Raw genomic sequence first — 20,720 nt, 5'->3', positions numbered from 1 at the left:
TTCTCATAATAGCAATAAAAGACAACATAATTCCGGTCCGGACAAATATCTTTGTGAATTAACAACCTTGAAGTGGAAGAATATAAAAAACGGATAGTAAAAACAATTCAATATATTGATCACCATATTGATGCGGAGCTGTCTCTGGAAAAAGTTTCAGAGGTAAGTGCCTATTCACCTTTTCATTTTCACAGAATCTTTAAGCTGGTTACAGGGGAAACCCTTCAGAATTATATTATCAGAAAGAAAATAGAGAAAAGTGCCCTTCATCTGGCGGTTCACAAAAACATGGAGATCAAGGAGATCTATTGGGAGCTTGGTTTCTCCAATCATTCTGTTTTCTGCAAAACATTCAAAAAATATTACGGTCTCGCCCCAACAGAATTTCGCAGATCAGCTCCGGAGAAATTTCACAAGATTTTACAAATACAAAGCAAGAACGGACAAGTTGATACGGTTTTCAGCCAATACATTTGCAACATTGAAAATCTGTTAAATTGGACTAAAATGAATTTAAAAATCGAAGTAAAAGAAATGCCGGAAATGAATCTGGCATCCGTTATGAGCCTTGGAATGGCGAATGTAGAACCATCTTTCAATATCTTAATAGACTGGGCAAAGAAGAAAAACCTGTTTCCTCGGGAGAATCTTAAGATGATTTCTGTTTATCACGACAGCTGCAAAATAACGCCTCTTGATAAGGTCAGAATTCATGCCTGTATGCTTTTGGATGAGAAACTGACTCAGCAGGAAGGAGAAGTGTTTGCAGAAACTTTAGAAGGCGGAAAATACATTGTGGGAAGCGGTGAAGTTACCCTTAACGACTTTGAGCAATGCTGGGTTTCTTTGTTTCTGTGGATGAATGAGAACAATTATTCTACAAGAAGAACATTTCCCTATGAGATCTATCACACCAATTTTAAGGAACATCCGGAAGGGAAGATGATCGTGGATTTTTGCATTCCGATTCATTAATTACCATTCGGTAGCAAAAGAATGCCTTTCAGTAATAATTTTTTTACAGAAAGGCATTTCTCGTACTATTTTTGACCCAGAAAACAATAAAAATGAAAACACAAGGACAAAACATCCTGTTTCTGATTCTCCTTCTCACTTCCATCATGGGATATTCCCAGGTGAAAATATCAGGAAAAGTATCCTTTAAAAACAAAGGAGTAGCTGAAGTAAACGTGACCCTGAAAGATACCTATGACGGAACTACAACAGATGCTCAGGGTAATTTTACCTTCGAAACTTCAGAAAAAGGAAGTCACACTATTACTTTTACTCATCCGAAATATGAAGATGTAGAAAGAACCGTTTCTATTGAAAATCAGGATATATCTTTGAATATTGACCTTAAAGAACAGATCAGTGAGATTGATGCAGTAGTCGTTTCTGCAGGATCTATTGAAGCCAGCGATAAGAAAAGAGCAACGGCACTGCTTACTCCCATTGATATTTATACTACAGCAGGAGCAGACGGACAGATTTCTTCAGCATTGACTTATCTTCCGGGAGTACAGAAAGTAGGAGGAACAGAAGGGTTATTCATCCGTGGAGGTACAGGAACAGAATCTAAAATCTTTATGGACGGAAGTCTTATCAACAATTATTTTTCTAATTCTGTTCCGGGGATTGCAGGAAGAGATCAGTTCAATACTTCTCTTTTTAAAGGAAATATCTTTTCAAGCGGAGGTTATTCTGCGCTGTACGGGCAGGCTCTTTCCGGAGCACTGATGTTGGAAAGTGTAGATCTTCCGGATGAAACTTCTTATAACTTTGGGGTTTCACCTATTTTTCTGAGTGCAGGATTTCAGAAGTTAGGAGATAATAAAAACTATTCCTATGGTGCTACAGCAGGATATTCTCTTTTAAGTCTGATGCAGAAGGTCTTTAATTTTAATACCGATTTTGTAGAAGCTCCACAGGGACTTAACGGAGATCTGAATTTCAGATTTAAAACAAAATCAGGAGGCTTTTTCAAATATTACGGAATGTTTAACTCCAATAAAATGGGCGTAAGATCAGAAAGTCTTGAACCCGGATATGATTTCAGCCTGGTAAAACTTAACGGAAAAAATACATTTCATAACCTTTCTTTTAAACAAAAATTCGGAAAATATCTTTTGAGTGTAGGTGGTTCTTATTCTTACAACAGATCGGATCTTCATTTTTCAACAGAAACCAATGATGTTGAATCCAACAGAAGCCAGCTTCTGACTGATGGAAATTATCTGAATTTCAAAGCTGTTCTTGAAAGAAAAATCAACAGAATCAGTGCGGTAAGAGGAGGAATTGAACTGAATAATACTGATGAAAACCTGAATTTTGAAGCAGTACAGAAACATTATAAAGATTTGATCTCCTCTGCTTTCGTGGAAACTGATCTGGGTTTCAGCAATGCATTGTCAGCGAAAATAGGAGTGAGAGCAGAACATTCTTCATTTTTAGGGAAGGATAATATTGCACCTCGTTTTGCTATTGCCTATCGTCTTGCAAAAGACTGGACAACTTCGTTAGCATACGGACTTTTTTATCAGAATCCGGAAAGTAAATACATCAATGGACCGGCTAATCTTGGTTTCCAGAAATCCCAGCATTATATTTTCCAGGTTCAGAGAGCTTCAGAAGGTAGAACCTTACGTTTTGAGGCGTTTTATAAAAAATATGACCAGCTGATTAAAACATTCAATATTACTCAGGACAAAGAGCAAAATCAGCAGATCCAGACTGCTTTAAATAATGATGGATACGGATATGCAAAAGGACTGGAATTCTTCTGGAGAGATAATAAAAAGACCTTTGAAAATATCGACTATTGGATCAGCTACTCCTATCTGGATTCCAAAAGAGATTTCCTGAATTATCCGGTAAGCCTGCAGCCGAGTTTTGCAGCAGAACATACCCTTTCAGCTGTAGCAAAAAGATTTATTCCGGAATGGAAACTTGGAGTCAACCTATCCTACACTTATGCAAAAGGGCGTCCTTATTATGATATTGCTTCTACCTTTGAGAATGGAAAAGCCATCAATTATACCCGAAATGAAGGGAGATTAAAAGATTACAATGCATTAAACTTCAGTATTAATTATCTTCCGAATATCGGTAAAAAAGATGCGAAAGCTTTTCCGGTATTTGTATTGAGCATCAGTAATATTTTAGGATCAAAGAATATTTATGGTTATAATTTTTCAGCCAACGGTTCAAGAAGTTCTGCCATTGTTCCGCCAGTCAATACTTTTGTTTTCATAGGAGCATTTATAAGCTTCGGAGTAGATAAAACAGATGATGCCATCAATAATAATTTATAAAAAACATATCTTAGAACAAACAAACATAACTCACTTTTAAAATTTGATATCATGAAAAAATACCTTTTAAGTTTTGCTTTAGCTTTTGTGAGCTTAACGGCTTTTGCACAGGCAGATTATGACAAAATAATGTCTGAAAAAATAGCCAGAATAGAAACCTGCAAAACCTCAGAAGATTTCCAGACTCTGGCAAATGATTTCCAGAGAATAGGGAGTAAAGAAAGTACAAAATGGCTTCCGGCTTACTATGCGGCATTTTCTTATATCCAAAAAGGAAGAACCCTGATGAGAGATGGAAAAATGCAGGAGTTGGATGGTATCGCAGACCAGGCTGAAAAACATCTTTCAATGGCTCAGAATCTTGCAGGAACTGATAATGCAGAAATTCACCTGTTGAGAAAAATGTCTTATTCTCTGAGAATGATGGTGAATCCGGCACAGCGTTATATGACAGACGGGGCAAGAGCTACTGAGGAAATGAATATTGCAGAAAAATTAGATTCTTCAAATCCGAGAATTGCATTGATCAAAGCGGAAGATGTATATTTTACTCCTGAACAGTACGGAGGAAGCAAAACCAAAGGATTGGAGATGTTTAAAGATGCTCAGGCAAAGTTTAAAACCTACAAACCCAAAACAGCTTTAGATCCTAACTGGGGAAGAGGAGAAGCCGATTACTTCCTGAGCTTACCGGCAGAAAAAGCAAAATAGTTTTCTCTATATTTAATACCCATCAACCTTCATTCGTGAAGGTTTTTTTATACCATTCGGAAAGAAAAATCAGCCCTTCGGTAACAATTAATTTTTGATACCTTTAATAAAAACTAATTTTGAGTCAAGAAAACAGATCATGAAACGGAAAAACTTTATCGTACTATTCTGGGTATCACTTGCAGTCTCCATGTTTTTCTTTTTTGTCTTTACAGAAGAAAAGAATCTTGAAAACTTTTTATATACCCTGCTTATCTCTTTTATTTATTCTTTTGTATTAGGAGGAGGAAACGGAATGCTTAACAGTTTTCTGAATAAAAAAATCCCATGGTCGGAGGCTACAACCAAAAGAGCAGTTATCAGTATAATTTCAATTATTGTCGCCAATTTTGTGCTGGTCTATTTTTGCAATTATGTCAATTTTGTACTGATTCAAAAAGCGGCTACTACAGAAGAGTTTTTTCTTGGAAAATATAATTTTCTCAATTGGTTTACCATCAATATCGCGTTGTTGATATCTGCTTTCCTTCATGCCAGAAGCTTCATGGAAGAGCTGAAGAAAACTTCCAGAAAAGAAGTGGTGGAACAGAAGCTTATCGCCAAATCTGCAAATGCCCAGTTTGAAAGTTTAAAGAATCAGCTGGATCCACATTTCCTTTTCAATTCTTTAAATGTTTTAAGCTCGCTGATTGATGAAAACCCAAGACAGGCACAAAAGTTTACTGCTTCAATGTCAAAGATTTACCGATATGTACTTGAACAAAAAGATAAAGAACTGGTAACAGTGGAAGATGAGATAGAATTTGCAAAAACCTATTGTGAACTTTTAAAAACGAGATTTGAAGACAGTGTGGATTTTACCTTTGATGTTGCTAAAGAGGACTATCAGAAATTTGTAGTTCCATTGGCTTTACAGCTATTACTGGAGAACTGTATCAAGCATAATTTTGCCACATCATCAAAACCTTTAATCATCAGAATTTTTTCAGACGGAAATACCCTCTGCATTGAAAATAATCTTCAGGTAAGAGAACAGATCAAAGAAAGCTCGGGAATTGGTCTTGCTAATATTGTACAGCGTTATTCCCTTCTTACAGAGCGAAATGTATTCATAGAAAAATCCGAAGATCATTTTAAAGTAAAACTTCCTATGCTGATGGCTAAACCACAAGTTTCCACCTCGAAACCTGAAGATGATTCTGCGGCCTACCAACGGGCACAAAAGAGAGTAAAGGAGATTAAGAGTTTTTATATGAACCTTATTTCTTACTGTACCGTAAGTGCCTTTTTAATCTTTATTAATCTTTTTACGAGCAGCAGAAATCACTGGTTCTGGTTTCCTGTACTGGGATGGGGAATAGGCGTTGCTTCTCATGCCTTTCAGGTGTTTGGGGTAGGAGAATCCTGGCAGGAAAAGAAGATTCGTGAAATTATGAACAAACAAAAAAAATAGAACCATGGGAACATTTGACGAAAACAATATTGAATATCAACGGGCAAGAAGGCAGGTAGAAAGATTAAGAGGTTTTTACGGACATTTATTCGCTTATATCGCAGTGAATGCTCTGATTGTTGTCTATAATTGTATGCACCTGAAACCTGGTGAAAGTTATTTTCAATTCAAAAACTTTTTCACAGCAACTTTCTGGGGAATAGGACTTGCAGCACATGCGGTTACCGTTTTTCTGCCCCGTGTTAATTTTATCAAAAAATGGGAAGATAAGAAGATCAAGGAACTGATGGATAAACAGAAAGATCACTAAAAAGGAAATTTTAATCTAAAAAAATTCTTTACAATGAATACCTTATCAACGCTATTCTACATTTCCATGGCCGCTTGGTTTCTCACGGAATTCCTTTACAAGAACATGCTGAAGTCCGGTAAAGAAGACCAAAAAAACAAGGATAAATCTACGCTGAATATTTTATGGCTGGCCATTCCTTTTTCCATTGTAAGCGCAATATTCATGTCTTATAGCTTTCATTTTCCGATAGCTGATGGTGTCTGGATTCTTTATCTGGGTGAACTTTTTATTCTTATTGGGGTTATTGTCAGGTATTTGATTATCAGATCTTTGGGGAAATATTTTACAGTAGATGTTACCATCAGACAGGATCATAAAATCAAAAAAGAAGGGTTTTATAAATACCTGAGACATCCTTCCTATGCTTTTTCCCTGCTGACTTCTCTTGGTCTTGGTTTGTATTTAAATAACTGGTTGTCATTGATTTTTGCTTTTGTACCTCCGTTTTTAGCCTTTGCCTATAGGATTAAAATTGAAGAACAGGCCTTGATAGAACAATTTGGGGATGAGTATATTGAATATAGAAAAAGCACAAAGAAATTAATCCCGTTTATCTATTAATGACAGGTTTTTACAGTTCAGATAGCATAATCTACCATTCGGTAATATAAAATTGATTGAAGGGTGTTTTCTGATCTACCTTTGACTCAAGAAAAAACAAATTAACCTTTAAAAACAAAACATTATGGAAATTTTACCGGACAAAGAAACAATTGCTTACAAAAAAGCTTCAAAAAGAGTGAAAGACCTGAAAGAATTTTATGGAAATCTTACCTCTTACTGTATCATTATTCCTTTTTTAGCAATACTTAACATTATAACTGCTCCCGGATATTTATGGTTTTTATGGCCTGCACTGGGATGGGGAGTAGGAATTGCATTTCATGCCATCAGTGTATTTGGAATTGGTAAAAGCTGGGAAGAAAGAAAAATAAAAGAACTGATGGAGAAGGATGAAAAACAGAAAATAAAAACACTATAAACGATAACTTAAAAACTTAGAACATCATGAATTACGAAACTGCCCACACAAGAACCAACAGCATCAGAAAATTCTATAAAAGCCTTTTTATATTTGCCCTATTTGCCGTTCTAATCATTCCTGATGATATTTTTGGTGAAAAGATGATGAGCTTTCATTGGTTTGACAGATATACCATCCTTGGAATTTGGGCATTTATCATTCTTGTAAAAGCTGCAAAACTGTTTCTTTTTGATTCCGAATGGGAAAGAGATATGATTGAAAAAGAACTTAAAAAAGAGAAAAAGCGAATAGATTATTAAAATTTGTTAGCTTTTATCTAACTTTATTTCCCGATAATCTGAAAACTAAAATTAAAGATCAATGATCAAAACTGTCATCATAGAAGACGAAAAACCTGCTTCAAGGAAATTAGAAAGAATGTTGAATAACTTTCCTGAAATAGAGATAGTTGCCAAAATAGAATCAGTGGAAGAAGGTGTTGCCTGGTTTTCTGAAAACGAACATCCGCAGCTGATCTTCTCAGATATTGTTTTGGGTGACGGATTGTCTTTTGATATTTTTGAAAAAGCACCTACCAAAGGTTTCATTATTTATACGACAGCCTTTGATCAGTACACCCTGAAAGCTTTTAAGCTGAACAGCATTGATTATCTTTTAAAACCTATTCTGGATGAAGACCTGGAAGGAGCAGTAGAGAAATTTAAATCCTTTATTCCTGCCAATGACACCAATGGTTCTCAGGATATTAAACAGCTGATCCGAAAAGAAAAATCTACCCTTTCCAGAGTGCTGGTAAAAATAGGCTACAACCTTAAGATTATTCAGACCCACGAAATAAGCTGCTTTTTCAGTGAGAATAAAATCGTTTATCTTCAGACAGAAGACCGTACTTATCCATCAGATTTTACGCTTGATGAGCTGGAAGATGTTCTGGATACAAAAAAGTTTTTCCGGGTGAACAGACAGTTTATTATCAGTTCAGATTATATCAAAAACATCCATACTTCACCCTACTACAAAGTGGACCTTGAGTTTCAGCCTGAAGAGGAAATAACGGTCAGCAGAGATCGTGTGAAGGATTTTAAAGACTGGCTGGTCAGTTGATAAAGATTAACTTAAAAAAACAAACACCATGGATCTTATATTATTATTCTTTAAACTATTCCTGACCCTATTTTATCCCTGAAAAATCCATCATCAGGAATTATAGAAATTACTGGCGGATTGTATAAACTCGTGAAAAGCTTTTGTGACTTCTTTTGAATGCTTAAGGGTAAGCGGAAATGGCACCATATGAGAATATTCAAATGGGAAATCTTTGATTTCAATGCCTACATTGATATTCCTGTAGCCGCCCTGCAGTGTATTTAATGCTTCTATCGGAGGCGCAACACTGTCTTTTTCCAAAACATAAGCTTTGATCTGAGATTGGATTTCCTGAATTCTTTCCTCTCTTTCCTTCTGAAAATAATTGTAGCGGAGCATTTTCTTGAACCAACTTTCCTGTGGATGCAATGCTTCATTCTGATAATGTTTCAGACGTGGATCCGATTTAAAATCCGAGCTTAATAATTCCGTAAAAACAGACTGCATTTTCACAGTGGCCTGAGTATCCATGATATATTTGGATATAGGAAACATCCTGTCGATCGTCATTCCACCACAAAAACAAAATATTTTTGATCGGGTAAAATAATGATGGGGATCAGCCATCTTGATAATTAAAGCAAGAAATGATCCTATAGAATACCCAAATAAATCCAGATTTGCTTCTGGAGAAATACTCTTGATTTTACCCTTTTTAATGTCCTTTACCACTTCTGTGATATCAGAATAGGTTTGGAGGCCGGACCAGAAAATTCTTTGAGGATGCGCTTCCAGTCTGGAACTTATGGCAGCATTCACATAAGAGTAATTCATGTTTTCCGGATACTTTTTCTTCCTGAAGTTGACAACTTCCATCATGTGATGGCGGTCACTCCAGATAGGTTCTGCACGATCCATATGAAATGCAATAGGGAACAAAATGATAGCTTTTTGTGTTCTTTGAGCCAATTCATAGGCCCATGGCAGATATTTATCCCATTTCTTTTCATTCAGTCCATGAAAGAAAAACAAAGCTCCTTCGGCTGTTTCTATATCTGCCCGCTTCAGGATATGATATTCAAATCTTTTATTACATTCAATATCAGAATCTTTGATGTCTACAGCGGGTTGGTCGTACAAGAGATAACCATTTTTGTTGATTTCAAGTGTTTGCTGATGTTTGTTGCAATGTTGATTTTCTGAGCCATAAAGCAGGTCACAAACCTTAGATTCAAAAGGAATTGATTCAAAGGTTACATTCAATTCTTTAATTTCAACCCTGTCTTTTCCGGAATCAAAATGATTTTTCAAAACTTCATACAATTCATAATATTCCATAGCAAGACGATTGAAGGGTTCATATTTAGAACCATCAAGTTAGAGAATTATTGCGGTAATGAATTGATTTTTAAGGGTTAAATATATTCCTGGCATAAGAGAAATACATAAACCCCGAAACAGTCTTATTCCGGGGCTGTGATATAGAGATTGATGATGATGTTTATTGTTGAATTGTTTTTTTTATCTGATAATTAACTATCTGTAATCTATTCTGTTAGATTCGGTGTCTTCAAGTTGTTTAACAATTGATTCAGGTATTTCGTCACTGTCTATGGGAAAACTGATTGAATCAGAAATAAAGGTTTTTCTGTCCGCTTTTCTGAAGATTTCAAACAAAGCAATCGGCTCCTGATTGAAGCTAATGCAGGTGCTTATGAAGTGGATTTCGTGGAGCTTATAGTCCGGGTTCTTAAGTTTTTCTTTAATATCCTTTATCCTTGAAATGAAATGTCTCTGACGGATAAAAGTATTGCTGTTCATGATGATGAAAACATAATCAGAATAAGCGGTTACTTTTCCATAATATTTGTGATGATCACCACCGCTTCTTTCAATAAAATATTCTCCTGTGGTTTCAGACTTATAAATTTCCATCGCAGAGCGCCATATGCGGTCTTCTTTTGCCATCAAAGGATTGTCGGGTAGATTTCTGTTATAAGAATACCAGCAACCTACTAAACGGTCTAAAAGTGCGGTATTCAGATTCACATTATTCATATCAATCCTCAGATCATTAAAATTGAAAGCTTCCGTATTTGAATTTATGAAATCTATGTAATTGGAATACCCCAAAACTTTGACAATTAAACTCAGTTTGGCAAGGTTAGGTCTGCTTAAAATAGCATTTTCATTCTGTCTGAATTTTTTCAGTTTATTGATGATCAGGTGCTCATACAGATAATTCATTCCCAGAATATCGGGTTCTTTTTTGATCTGTTTTTCAGAATGGTCACTGATAATCAGATCGTTCAGTTCTGCACTTATATAAGACCATTCAGTTTTGGTGACATCTTCCCAATGGTTTTTCTTTAAAAATTGCCGGCTTAAGAAATTCATCAGTTTCTCAAGATGCAGAATATCTTCCTTTTTCATGGTGTTTATTTATAAGACTAATTTAAGATTTTTATCAAACCAAAAAAGACTTTTGAAAGACTTTTATATTGTATAATCCATTGATATTTGAATAGAAAAACAAAATTTAAAACAATGGAAACAAAAATGCTATTAAAAGATGAGTCCCTTTGGAGCCGGATACAGACATTCTCGCTGGATGCTCCGGGAGTTGATTTCCCTTTTTCAAAAAAGCTGGCGAAAGAAGAACGCTGGAGTCTTGATTTTGCCAAAAAAGCAATTGAAGAGTACAAAAAGTTTGTGTATCTCTGCTGTATTCTTCCCCATGGAGCTTCTCCAAGTAACATCGTTGACAAGGTTTGGCATATGCATCTGATTTATACGCAGAATTATTGGGAGGAATTCTGTCCGCATATTTTAAAAAGACCGCTTCATCATCATCCATCCAAAGGTGGTTATGCGGAAAAAGAAAAACATCAGAACTGGTTTGAAGATACTTTAACAAGTTATCGGCAGATTTTCCAGCAAGAAGCACCTGAAGAAATCTGGAGAGAGAGTAGGAAAAAATCAAAAGTACAATCCTGGCTGAGAAAAATGGCCTTCTTTGCTCCCATATTTGTGTTACTGCTTTTATTTTCGTGTACAGAAGGAGATAACTTTTCAGGGTTAATGGTTACTGGAGTAGTATTTGGGATTATTTTCATTCTGGGAAGTATCGTTTCAATCATAGGAGATCAGGAGGTTTCTGACCCCAACAGAAAAGATAAGCAAAACAATGACGGAGGAAGTTGTGGCGGATCAAGCTGCAGCGGTGGGGGCGGTTGTGGAGGCGGCTGCGGAGGTTGTGGGGGCTGCGGAGGCTGTGGCGGATAATAAAATGAATCATTATGAAAAAACTCATCACTCATTCACTGCCAATAGTGATAAGCCTTATATGGCTTATGGCAGTCCATCAGACATTTAATCCGATTATTCTTAAAGGTCCGGACTTTCTGAGATTCTATCTCATCCTGGTTCTGGGATTTTATGCTTCGATTTTCATGCTAAATTCTTTGAAAGAAACCATTTCGGGAACGACATTTTATTTCGCAGGGTTTATTTTCTTGTTGGGAATAATAAAACTGGTCAGAGGAATTATGTTGGGAAAACCAATAGGCTTTTTGATCATGATTTTAATTGTGGAAAGTATTGTAATATTGGTTTTTAGTCTTAATCATATCAATAAAAAGATGAATACATAAACCTGTATAAAAAACAAACCCGAAACAAAATGTTCCGGGCTTTATCATGTGTTGTTGATATTAAATATCTTTCTTTTTTTCTTTTACGGGCTGATAGCCATATTTTCGAACCATAACGGAAGTCAGAACGACTAAAATAAGACTGATCGCGATATTGGAATTTTCCGGATGTACAATGGCCTGATAAAGATTATAACCGAAAATAGAGGATACAACAGCAATCAGAATATTGTTTACATAAGCGTACTGGTTTTTTGTAGATGTTTTCATAGTAGTATTTTTTATTGTTATTTACTCAGTAAGTATGACAACTTAAAAAACGTTACAGAAAAATTTCAAAAAAAATATTTTCTTTAAAAAAACAATCTCAACTACCCGAACCCCGAATCTCAAAAACTCTTAAGAAATCACACCGCTGCCGATCAGCTCCTCATCAATATACCATGAAGCAAACTGTCCCTCAGCAATAGCAGACTGAAGCTCATCAAATTCAATATAAAAAGCATTTTCAAACTGATATAACGTTGCTTTCTGCAAAGGCTGTCTGTATCTGAATCTGGCCATTACTTCCATAGATCCTCCGTTCTGAAGTCTCAAATCCTCACGCACCCAGTGCAGCTCAGAATTATCAATTTTCAGCGCTTTTTTATGAAGTCCCGGGAAATGGCTTCCTTCTCCTACGAAAAGGATGTTGTTTTCCATATCTCTGGAGATGATAAAACAGCTTTCTTTGTGACCGCCTATACCAAGTCCTTTACTTTGTCCGATCGTGAAAAACTGGGCTCCCTGATGTTTCCCGATTACTTTTCCGTCAGATTTTTTATAATGGATTTTTCTGGATAAAAACTCAAGTTCCTCTTCTTTGGAAGAGAATTCAGGTTTTTCTTCCGAAAATAAAGGAGAATCTTTGAAAATTTCTACAATTTCCCCTTCATTAGGTTTCAATTGCTGCTGTAAAAACTGTGGAAGGCTTACTTTTCCGATAAAACATAACCCCTGAGAATCTTTTTTATCTGCCGTTACCAGTCCGATTTCTTTCGCAATTTCTCTTACCTGAGGTTTTGTAAGTTCTCCGATAGGAAATAAAGCTTTTGAAAGCTGATCCTGGCTTAGCTGGCAAAGGAAGTAAGACTGATCCTTATTATTATCTTTTCCGGCCAGAAGATGGAAAATTTCTTTACCGTTTTCATCAAAAGTAGAATTTACCCTTGCATAATGTCCTGTCGCTACTTTATCAGCTCCCAAAGACATGGCAGTCTTCATAAAAACATCGAATTTTACTTCTCTGTTACACAATACATCAGGGTTGGGAGTTCTGCCTTTTTCATATTCGGCAAACATATAGTCAACGATACGTTCCTTGTAAAGTTCACTCATGTCTATCACCTGGAAAGGAATTCCAAGCTTTTGTGCCACCATAAGGGCATCATTACTGTCCTCAATCCAGGGACATTCATCTTCAAGTGTTACGGAAGCATCGTTCCAGTTTCTCATGAATAAAGCCACTACCTCATGGCCTTGCTGTTGCAGCAAATACGCTGTAACACTAGAATCTACACCTCCGGAGAGGCCTACTACTATTTTCATTGTATTTCAATTTTACGAAACTCTTAACGGGAGTTCTTAGTTTGATGCGGCAAAAATACAACTAAATAAATTCGTAAAAAAACCATAATTTTAAACATTGATAAAAACGATAGAGCTTTATGCTGTCTTTTTATCAACCTCTCTGCAGACGGAAACAGATGAGAATATAATTGTAAGACCAAAAATATAACATATGAAAAAGTTTATTATTTCTATGATGCTGATATCTTCAGGACCAGTTTTTTCCCAAATTTCAGTAGGAGCACCCGTACAGGAAAACAGCAAGTGGACTTTTGGAGGAGGCATTGGATTAGGATTTGGAAGTAACAGCGCCTTTAATCTGTCTGCATCTCCAAGAGTAGGATACAGATTTACAAATGATTTTGAAGGCGGAGTAATAGGAAGTGTTTCGTGGCAGACTTCTGATTATTATAAATCTACCATGTTTGGAGTAGGGCCTTTTGTGAATTATTATTTTGCCAGATCGTTTTACGTGGGAGCCAACTACCAGCATTATTTTGTTGATTACAAGGATAAATATTACGACTATAAATATAATACAGAAGAAAATACTCTGTATCTTGGAGGAGGTTATATGCAGCGAATCGGGAATAATTCTTTTATGCAGCTGGGTTTAATGTATAATGTGCTTTGGAAACAGAATTCCAGTGTATTTTCAAGCGGTCTGATCCCGAATATTGGTTTTGTGGTAGGACTTTAATATTTAATTTATCAATAGAAAGGGGCTTTTGCCCAAACGTATAAAAACAAAAATCCCCGGGAAGTTTCCCGGGGATTTTTTATTTGAAATTAAATTATTTATTTAATTAAGATTGAGAAGACTTTTCAGCTGATTTCTTAGCTTTCTGTGTTTTCCCGATCAGTCCGTCTTTTGCCTCATTAAGGTCAAGAACTACGGTTTCTCCTTCGTTCAATTGCTTGTTTACCAGCATTTCTGCCAATAAATCTTCAATATACTTCTGGATCGCACGTTTCAATGGTCTTGCTCCGAAATCTTTATCCCATCCTTTTTCAGAAATAAAGTCTTTTGCTTCTTCAGTAAGATCTACTTTATATCCTAATTTTTCAAGTCTGCCATAAAGTTTGTTCAGTTCAATATCAATGATTTTCTTGATATCATCCTGTACAAGAGAGTTGAAGATCACAATGTCATCAATTCTGTTTAAGAATTCCGGTGCAAATGCTTTCTTAAGTGCATTTTCAATGGTACTTCTTGCTCTAGAGTCTGAAGTGGTTTTCTTCGCAGAAGTTCCGAATCCTACACCATCTCCAAAGTCTTTAAGATCTCTTGTTCCGATGTTTGAAGTAAGAATAATGATGGTATTTCTAAAATCAATTTTTCTTCCTAAGCTGTCTGTAACGTGTCCTTCATCCAAAATCTGCAACAGAATATTGAATACATCCGGGTGAGCTTTTTCAATCTCATCCAAAAGAACCACTGCATAAGGCTTTCTTCTTACTGCTTCTGTCAGCTGACCACCTTCTTCGTATCCTACGTATCCCGGAGGCGCACCTACTAGTCTTGAAACCGCAAATTTCTCCATGTATTCACTCATGTCAATTCTGATCAGAGATTCATCGGATTCGAAAAGTTCTCTTGCCATTACCTTCGCCAATTCGGTTTTACCAACCCCGGTTGTTCCAAGGAAAATAAAGGTACCAATTGGACGGTTAGGATCTTTAAGACCAGCTCTGTTTCTTTGAATAGCTTTAACAACTTTCTTCACAGCATCTTCCTGACCGATTACTTTTCCGTTCAGTTTCTCATCCATCTGGGCCAGTTTGTCAAGCTCGTTCTTACCAACTTTCGTTACCGGAACACCACTCATCATAGAAACCACTTCCGCTACATTTTCTTCCGTTACGGTTTCTTTTTTCTCTTTTACATCTTTGTCCCATTTTTCCTGAGCAGCATTCAGTTCCATCTGAAGACGTTCTTCTTCATCTTTCAGCTTTCTTGCTTCAAGGTAGTCCTGAGCTTTTACAGCCTTCTGTTTCAGTTCTTTGATATCTTCAATTTTCTTTTCAAAATCAATGATTTCTGTAGGAACTTTCATGTTTTTGATATAAACACGGGATCCGGCTTCGTCCATTGCATCGATTGCTTTGTCCGGTAAGAAACGGTCTGTAATATATCTCGATGTCAAATTGACACAAGCCAGAATCGCTTCCGGAGTATAGATTACATTATGATGTTCCTCATATTTATCTTTGATCTGATTCAAGATCTGAACAGTTTCATCAATAGAAGTAGGTTCCACCATTACTTTCTGGAATCTTCTTTCTAAAGCTCCGTCTTTTTCAATATACTGACGGTATTCATCCAGGGTCGTTGCCCCGATGCATTGAATTTCACCTCTTGCCAAAGCCGGTTTGAACATATTGGAAGCATCTAAACTTCCCGTAGAACTTCCTGCTCCTACAATCGTATGAAGCTCATCAATAAATAGGATGACATCTCTGTTTTTCTCCAGCTCTGTCATAATCGCCTTCATTCTTTCCTCAAACTGACCACGGTACTTAGTTCCGGCAACTAAACTTGCCAGGTCTAAAGTGATCACACGTTTTCCGTAAAGAACTCTCGACACTTTTTTCTGTTGAATTCTTAGTGCTAACCCTTCAGCAATGGCAGATTTACCAACTCCAGGCTCCCCGATAAGAAGCGGGTTGTTTTTCTTTCTACGTGATAAGATCTGAGAAACTCTCTCAATTTCTTTTTCACGACCGATTACTGGGTCTAGTTTTCCATCCCTTGCCAAAGAAGTAAGGTCTCTACCAAAGTTATCCAATGTAGGCGTTTTACTTTTTGCAGAACCTAGATTTCCTGTAGGCTTTCTCATTTGCTCAAATTCTTCTCTCTCATCATCATCATCGTAAGCACTCATCTGAGGAGACTGCCCTGAATTTTTAAGCATAGTCTGGTATTCTCTTGAAACTCCTTCGTAGTCGATGTCATAAGCTCCCAGAATATTTGAAGTAGGATCTTCATATTTATAAAGAATACCTAAAAGCAGGTGAACGGTATTAATTTCATTGCTTTTATATTGACGGCATTCTAACTCTGCACGTTTAATGGCATGGTCTGCCATCTTAGTGAAAGAAATATTGGTAACCTCTTCAGAAATAGGATTAAGACTTGCTGTATTTAAAGTTTCAATTTTTCTTCTGATTTGTGTTAAATCCGCATTAAGGTTTTGAAGGATTTCTTTTGCAGAGTTTTCCGTTTTTATAATACCTAAAAGTAGATGTTCTGTATTAAGAAATTCACTTTTCAGCCTTTTAGCTTCGCTTTTGCTTTGTTTGAACACCTGGCTCAAACCTTGTGAAAACTTATAATCCATAATATATCTCATTAGAACAAAGGCAACATTACCTTTTATTCATTATCTAAATTACAAATATTTTACCAAAAATCAATTAATGACTTTATGGCAGAAAAAAATTTATTATCTTATTGAAAATGATTAAGTTTGTAACCTTAAATTTTCCCCATGAATCCTGAACTTACCACATACATCGGCTATTCTGCTTCTCTTTTTATCGTATTGAGTTTCATACTGAAAGATGTAAGAAAAATTAGAATTGTCAATATGATTGGCTGTATCTGTTTTGTCATTTATGGCTTTTTTAGCGGACCGCTTTGGCCGGTAATTATTCCAAACGGATTAATCTGCTTCATTCAGATCTATCATTTAATACTAGGTAAGAAGAGTTGATGAGGAAAAAAATAATTACTTCTGCTTTTAGTAATCTGTATACTGACCAACGGATAGAAAAGGTGTGCAAAACCCTTTTTGATAACGGATATTCCATAGAATTGATCGGTAACGACTGGGAAGGGAATGAAAAAATGGAGCGCCCTTATCCCTTTTCCAGAATAGGATTACAATCTAAAAGTTTAAAAACTGCTTATTTTGAGTTCAATTGGAAATTATACAAAGAACTGAAGAAAAAAGCGGACAAAGATACTATCCTTCATGCCAATGACATCGATGCACTTCTGCCAAATTATCTCATTGCCAGAAAACTGAACATTCCTTTAGTCTTTGACAGTCATGAAATTTTCACCGAAATGCCATCGGTTCAAAACAGGTTTTCCCAGAAATTCTGGAGAGTGCTTGAAAGAAAGTTGGTTCCTCACATGGAACTGATGATGACAGAAAGTGAAAGCTATGCTGAGTGGTTTCATAAGCAATATAATGTGAATCCGGTAGTGGTAAGAAATATTCCGAGAAAAATTCTTTCTGCACCGGAAATTCCTGAAAATCATCCTAAAATTATTCTGTATCAGGGAGCGATCAATCAATCCAGAGGAATAGAAAAGATGATTGTCGCCATGCATCATATTAAAGATGCTATCCTGAAAATAGCTGGTGACGGGCCGAAGAAAAAGGAATATGAAGAGCTTGTTATTCAGGAAAAGCTTAAGGATAAAGTCTTTTTCCTGGGTAAACTGAAACCGGAAAACCTCAGGGAAATAACCAAAACGGCAGATGCAGGATTCAGTCTTGAAGAAAACAATGGGGTAAGCTACTATTATTCGCTTCCTAATAAAGTTTGTGACTATATTCAGTCCAGAGTACCGCTTGTGATGATTAATTTTCCGGAGATGCAAAGGATAAAAAATCAATTTGATGTAGGAGAAATAATTCCGGATCACCAGCCTGAAACCATTGAGAAAGCAATAAATCTTGTTCTTCAAAAAGGAAGACAGCATTATCAGAACGAATTAAATAAGGCAGCAGATGTTTTTTGCTGGGAAAATGAAGAAACAAAAATCCTTCAACTTTTTGAAAAAGCATCACGTAAATAATTTTTACAAAATTGGTTATCTTTGCAAAAGAAATTTGATTTAAAATGACCATTAAAGAAAAACAGCAGGAAATAATAGATGAGTTCGCTTTTCTTGACGATTGGGAGCAAAAGTATGAATACATCATTGATCTTGGAAAAGAACTGAAAGGCTTGGCTGAAGATAAGAAAACAGAAGAAAATCTGATTAAAGGCTGCCAGAGCAAAGTTTGGATTGATGCTGAATTTAAAGACGGGAAACTTTTCTTTAATGCAGATTCTGATGGTATTCTACCAAAAGGGATCGTTTCTCTTTTAGTAAGTATTTACAGTGGACATTCCACTCAGGAAATTCTGGATTCTGATTTTGATTTTATTGCAGAAATAGGACTACAGGAATTCCTTTCACCTTCCAGAGCGAACGGACTGATGGCGATGACAAAACAGATCAAGTTTTATGCAGTTGCTTACCAACTGAAATCATAACCGTGACCAGAATTTTAGCATATCGTTTTTCCGCATTCGGAGATGTTGCGATGACAGTACCTGTTTTCAGAGAATTTCTGGAGCAGAACCCCAGCGTGGAAATTATTATGGTTTCCAGAAAAAATTTTGAGGCTCTGTTTGCAGGAATTCCCAACGTTACTTTTAAAGGAATTGACCTTGATGATTACAAAGGTTTTTTTGGATTGAGGAAGCTCAGCAATGAACTGATCCGTGAATTTAATCCGGACTGTGTTGCCAATCTTCATGATGTAATCCGGACTAAGATTTTAGACAGGATATACAGACGGAAAGGACTTAAAGTTTTCAAAATTAATAAAGGTAAAGAGGAGAAAGAACATCTTACGGATGTCTGGAACCTGGAAAAAGTACAGCTGAAGAAAACTGTGGAACGTTACGCTGATGTTTTCCGTGAAATGGGATTCAAAGTTGAACTTTCTCATCAGTTAAGACCGGTTTCGGAACAGAAATCAGGAATTGGGTTTGCTCCTTTTGCCCAGCATAAAGGAAAAATGCTTCCTTTGGAAAAATCCTATGAACTGGTAAGAATTCTGGCTCAGAAGCATACGGTATATTTCTTTGGAGGAGGGAAAAAAGAAACGGAAACTCTTGAAAAATGGGCAGAAGAGATTCCTAATACAAAAAACCTTGCCGGAACATTAAATCTTACTGAAGAACTCAATTATATTGCCGGGCTTGAATTGATGATATCCATGGATTCTGCCAATATGCACCTTGCAAGTCTTGTAGGAACGCGATGTGTTTCTATTTGGGGAGCCACTCATCCTTATGCCGGATTTTTAGGATTCGGACAGAGTGAAGAAGATGTTGTTCAGGTGAAAGACCTGAGCTGCAGACCATGTTCGGTTTTTGGAGATAAAGAATGTTACAGAGGCGACTGGGCTTGCCTTGAAGAATTTAATATTCAAGGTGTTGTAGATAGGGTTAATTTTAAAAAATAATCTTGATCATTTCCTCTGCTTTGGCTTTATCAGAGTGGGTGTTTTCTAAAATATTCTTTCTTTTTTCAGTGTCATTGTAATCTTTCTCAGCTGAGGTGATAATTTGTTGGCGGATTTCATTCATATGAGATCCAAACAGACATAAATCCGTCAAAGCAGGGTCATCTGTAATATTTTCGTTGATAATGACAAAACGGCTGTTATAAAGCGTATTAAACAGCTTCACCTTTGTTCCTGAATTCTGGTAAGAAATCAAAATATTGCCATGAGCATCTTCCAGAAGACGGTAAAGATTTCCTGTGGTTTGAATAGGAGCGAGGCTGATGTTTTCAACTTCTGAAATTTTCCTTTTAATGTCTTCACTGGCGCGATCGGATGCGACAACTAATTTGTACTGTGGAAGGGTTTTAAATAAATCAATGACATCATTCAATGCTCTTTTGTTGTCTGCCGTGGTAAGATCTCCATGAAAAAGAAAATACTTTCCTTTTGTATCCAATTCCTTTACCGATGTATTACCGTGAAAGATATGAATCAGATGCGCATTTTTCGAATAAGTTTCTACTTCATTATATTCCTTTTCAGACAGGCAGAATACAGCTTCAAATTTCTTTAAAAGTTTTTTCTGATATCCGGAATACTTTAAAGATTCAATTTTGTAGATGATCTTTTTGAATATGTTTTTCTCAGACACAGATAGACCTTTATAATACTCTGATTCGTTATTGTGATAACGGAGGTAGAGTTTGTGTCTGTTATCCTTCAAAAACCGTATAATATGGGTTGTTTGCAGGCCTTCGAATAAGATGGGAGCTTCATTCTCTTCCAGATTTTTAAGTAAGGATTCAGAATTTCTGATAGCTGCTGCGAAAGGTGTTCCTGAAAAATAGAGGAGTGGGTTCTTTTTCTTTTGATAAAAAAACACATTTTCCGTGATCTCTTTGACTTCCGGATCAATCTTATGAGGGATTTGATCTACAAAACAGTGAAGGTGAATCTTTATTCCCAGATCAGATAAGGCTTTAATCTTATAATATACATCAATAATCCCACCATAAGAAGGAGGGTAGGGATAATTAAATGATATGAGATGGAGTTCATTCACGGCAAGCGAAATTCAAATGCAGGCAAAGGTAGATAAATATAAGGAAAAGTGGAGGAGAAGCTTTATAAATTGCTTAGGGATAAAAATAAAAAAATCTCCCAGAAATCTGAGAGATTTTTTGTGGGTCCTGAGGGATTCGAACCCCCGACCCTCTGGGTGTAAACCAGATGCTCTGAACCAACTGAGCTAAGAACCC

The 20,720-nt window shown here is 36.3% G+C and carries 22 protein-coding genes and 1 tRNA gene; 16 read left to right on the top strand and 7 right to left on the bottom strand.

Translation table 11 applies throughout. The features are described from left to right. The first annotated feature begins 72 nt into the window (after positions 1–72). From ACMA47_RS24650 to ACMA47_RS24610, 9 genes are all read left to right on the top strand, one after another. Positions 73–975 (top strand): AraC family transcriptional regulator, encoded by a 903-nt coding sequence (locus ACMA47_RS24650; protein WP_413931923.1) that lies wholly within the window; start codon positions 73–75, stop codon positions 973–975. Between the two features lie 92 nt (positions 976–1,067). Next, on the top strand, positions 1,068–3,314 hold the full coding sequence (locus ACMA47_RS24645) for a TonB-dependent receptor (protein ID WP_413931922.1): 2,247 nt from the start codon (positions 1,068–1,070) through the stop codon (positions 3,312–3,314). A gap of 51 nt (positions 3,315–3,365) precedes the next feature. Next, on the top strand, positions 3,366–4,025 hold the full coding sequence (locus ACMA47_RS24640; protein WP_413931921.1) for a hypothetical protein: 660 nt from the start codon (positions 3,366–3,368) through the stop codon (positions 4,023–4,025). A 139-nt stretch (positions 4,026–4,164) separates the two neighbouring features. Next, positions 4,165–5,478 carry a 2TM domain-containing protein gene (locus ACMA47_RS24635; RefSeq protein WP_413931920.1) on the top strand — a complete coding sequence of 438 codons (1,314 nt, stop codon included), beginning with the start codon at positions 4,165–4,167 and terminating at the stop codon, positions 5,476–5,478. 4 nt (positions 5,479–5,482) lie between these two features. Continuing rightward, positions 5,483–5,788 (top strand): 2TM domain-containing protein, encoded by a 306-nt coding sequence (locus ACMA47_RS24630; protein ID WP_413931919.1) that lies wholly within the window; start codon positions 5,483–5,485, stop codon positions 5,786–5,788. A 33-nt stretch (positions 5,789–5,821) separates the two neighbouring features. Beyond that, positions 5,822–6,391: a methyltransferase family protein gene (locus tag ACMA47_RS24625; protein ID WP_413931918.1), complete on the top strand. Its 570-nt coding sequence runs from the start codon at positions 5,822–5,824 to the stop codon at positions 6,389–6,391. Positions 6,392–6,515: 124 nt separating this feature from the next. Continuing rightward, positions 6,516–6,812: a 2TM domain-containing protein gene (locus tag ACMA47_RS24620; RefSeq protein ID WP_413931917.1), complete on the top strand. Its 297-nt coding sequence runs from the start codon at positions 6,516–6,518 to the stop codon at positions 6,810–6,812. A gap of 26 nt (positions 6,813–6,838) precedes the next feature. After that, positions 6,839–7,114, top strand: a complete 276-nt coding sequence (locus ACMA47_RS24615) for a 2TM domain-containing protein (protein WP_413931916.1) — start codon at positions 6,839–6,841, stop codon at positions 7,112–7,114. Between the two features lie 61 nt (positions 7,115–7,175). Next, entirely contained in the window at positions 7,176–7,919 is a 744-nt protein-coding gene (locus ACMA47_RS24610; protein WP_081906405.1) for a LytR/AlgR family response regulator transcription factor, read from the top strand. 93 nt (positions 7,920–8,012) lie between these two features. Here the strand turns inward: ACMA47_RS24610 and ACMA47_RS24605 are convergent, their stop codons facing one another. Both ACMA47_RS24605 and ACMA47_RS24600 read right to left on the bottom strand, forming a co-directional pair. Next, the gene (locus tag ACMA47_RS24605) at positions 8,013–9,239 is read right to left on the bottom strand and encodes a DUF6051 family protein (protein WP_413931915.1); all 1,227 of its coding nucleotides are present in this window, start codon (positions 9,237–9,239) and stop codon (positions 8,013–8,015) included. A 198-nt stretch (positions 9,240–9,437) separates the two neighbouring features. Continuing rightward, positions 9,438–10,334, bottom strand: coding sequence for a hypothetical protein (locus ACMA47_RS24600; RefSeq protein WP_413931914.1), 897 nt, complete (start codon positions 10,332–10,334; stop codon positions 9,438–9,440). Positions 10,335–10,448: 114 nt separating this feature from the next. Here ACMA47_RS24600 and ACMA47_RS24595 point away from each other — a divergent pair, with 114 nt between their 5' ends. Both ACMA47_RS24595 and ACMA47_RS24590 read left to right on the top strand, forming a co-directional pair. Continuing rightward, complete coding sequence (locus ACMA47_RS24595; RefSeq protein WP_413931913.1) at positions 10,449–11,186, top strand: glycine-rich domain-containing protein; 738 nt, start codon at positions 10,449–10,451, stop codon at positions 11,184–11,186. A 14-nt stretch (positions 11,187–11,200) separates the two neighbouring features. Beyond that, complete coding sequence (locus ACMA47_RS24590) at positions 11,201–11,554, top strand: hypothetical protein (RefSeq protein ID WP_413931912.1); 354 nt, start codon at positions 11,201–11,203, stop codon at positions 11,552–11,554. A 60-nt stretch (positions 11,555–11,614) separates the two neighbouring features. Here the strand turns inward: ACMA47_RS24590 and ACMA47_RS24585 are convergent, their stop codons facing one another. Continuing rightward, positions 11,615–11,824, bottom strand: a complete 210-nt coding sequence (locus ACMA47_RS24585; protein ID WP_079243716.1) for a hypothetical protein — start codon at positions 11,822–11,824, stop codon at positions 11,615–11,617. A gap of 129 nt (positions 11,825–11,953) precedes the next feature. Continuing rightward, the gene (gene mnmA, locus ACMA47_RS24580; protein WP_413931911.1) at positions 11,954–13,141 is read right to left on the bottom strand and encodes a tRNA 2-thiouridine(34) synthase MnmA; all 1,188 of its coding nucleotides are present in this window, start codon (positions 13,139–13,141) and stop codon (positions 11,954–11,956) included. 193 nt (positions 13,142–13,334) lie between these two features. Here mnmA and ACMA47_RS24575 point away from each other — a divergent pair, with 193 nt between their 5' ends. Further along, on the top strand, positions 13,335–13,862 hold the full coding sequence (locus ACMA47_RS24575; RefSeq protein ID WP_413931910.1) for a hypothetical protein: 528 nt from the start codon (positions 13,335–13,337) through the stop codon (positions 13,860–13,862). A gap of 106 nt (positions 13,863–13,968) precedes the next feature. On the opposite strand, the gene ACMA47_RS24570 is transcribed toward ACMA47_RS24575, so the two are convergent. Continuing rightward, a complete protein-coding gene (locus ACMA47_RS24570; protein WP_034694227.1) occupies positions 13,969–16,503 on the bottom strand; it encodes an ATP-dependent Clp protease ATP-binding subunit in 2,535 nt (844 codons plus the stop codon). A gap of 150 nt (positions 16,504–16,653) precedes the next feature. Here ACMA47_RS24570 and ACMA47_RS24565 point away from each other — a divergent pair, with 150 nt between their 5' ends. From ACMA47_RS24565 to ACMA47_RS24550, 4 genes are read left to right on the top strand one after another with little or no spacing between them, the layout of a single operon-like run. Beyond that, positions 16,654–16,878: a uroporphyrinogen decarboxylase gene (locus ACMA47_RS24565; RefSeq protein ID WP_079243719.1), complete on the top strand. Its 225-nt coding sequence runs from the start codon at positions 16,654–16,656 to the stop codon at positions 16,876–16,878. Next, positions 16,878–17,975 (top strand): glycosyltransferase, encoded by a 1,098-nt coding sequence (locus tag ACMA47_RS24560; protein ID WP_413931909.1) that lies wholly within the window; start codon positions 16,878–16,880, stop codon positions 17,973–17,975. The genes ACMA47_RS24565 and ACMA47_RS24560 overlap by 1 nt, the downstream gene beginning before the upstream one ends. Before the next feature lie 44 nt (positions 17,976–18,019). Continuing rightward, complete coding sequence (locus tag ACMA47_RS24555; protein ID WP_079243721.1) at positions 18,020–18,439, top strand: SufE family protein; 420 nt, start codon at positions 18,020–18,022, stop codon at positions 18,437–18,439. A 50-nt stretch (positions 18,440–18,489) separates the two neighbouring features. Continuing rightward, positions 18,490–19,419 (top strand): glycosyltransferase family 9 protein, encoded by a 930-nt coding sequence (locus tag ACMA47_RS24550; protein WP_413931954.1) that lies wholly within the window; start codon positions 18,490–18,492, stop codon positions 19,417–19,419. On the opposite strand, the gene ACMA47_RS24545 is transcribed toward ACMA47_RS24550, so the two are convergent. Continuing rightward, complete coding sequence (locus ACMA47_RS24545; protein ID WP_413931908.1) at positions 19,409–20,524, bottom strand: hypothetical protein; 1,116 nt, start codon at positions 20,522–20,524, stop codon at positions 19,409–19,411. The two genes, ACMA47_RS24550 and ACMA47_RS24545, sit on opposite strands and share 11 nt — an antisense overlap. 121 nt (positions 20,525–20,645) lie before the next feature. Then, positions 20,646–20,720: transfer RNA gene (locus tag ACMA47_RS24540), tRNA-Val, on the bottom strand.

The organism is Chryseobacterium sp. T20 (assembly GCF_047345655.1).
Lineage (GTDB): Bacteria > Bacteroidota > Bacteroidia > Flavobacteriales > Weeksellaceae > Chryseobacterium.
Note: the sequence above shows the minus strand (reverse complement) of the source record. Positions and strands in the feature narration are given on the sequence as shown.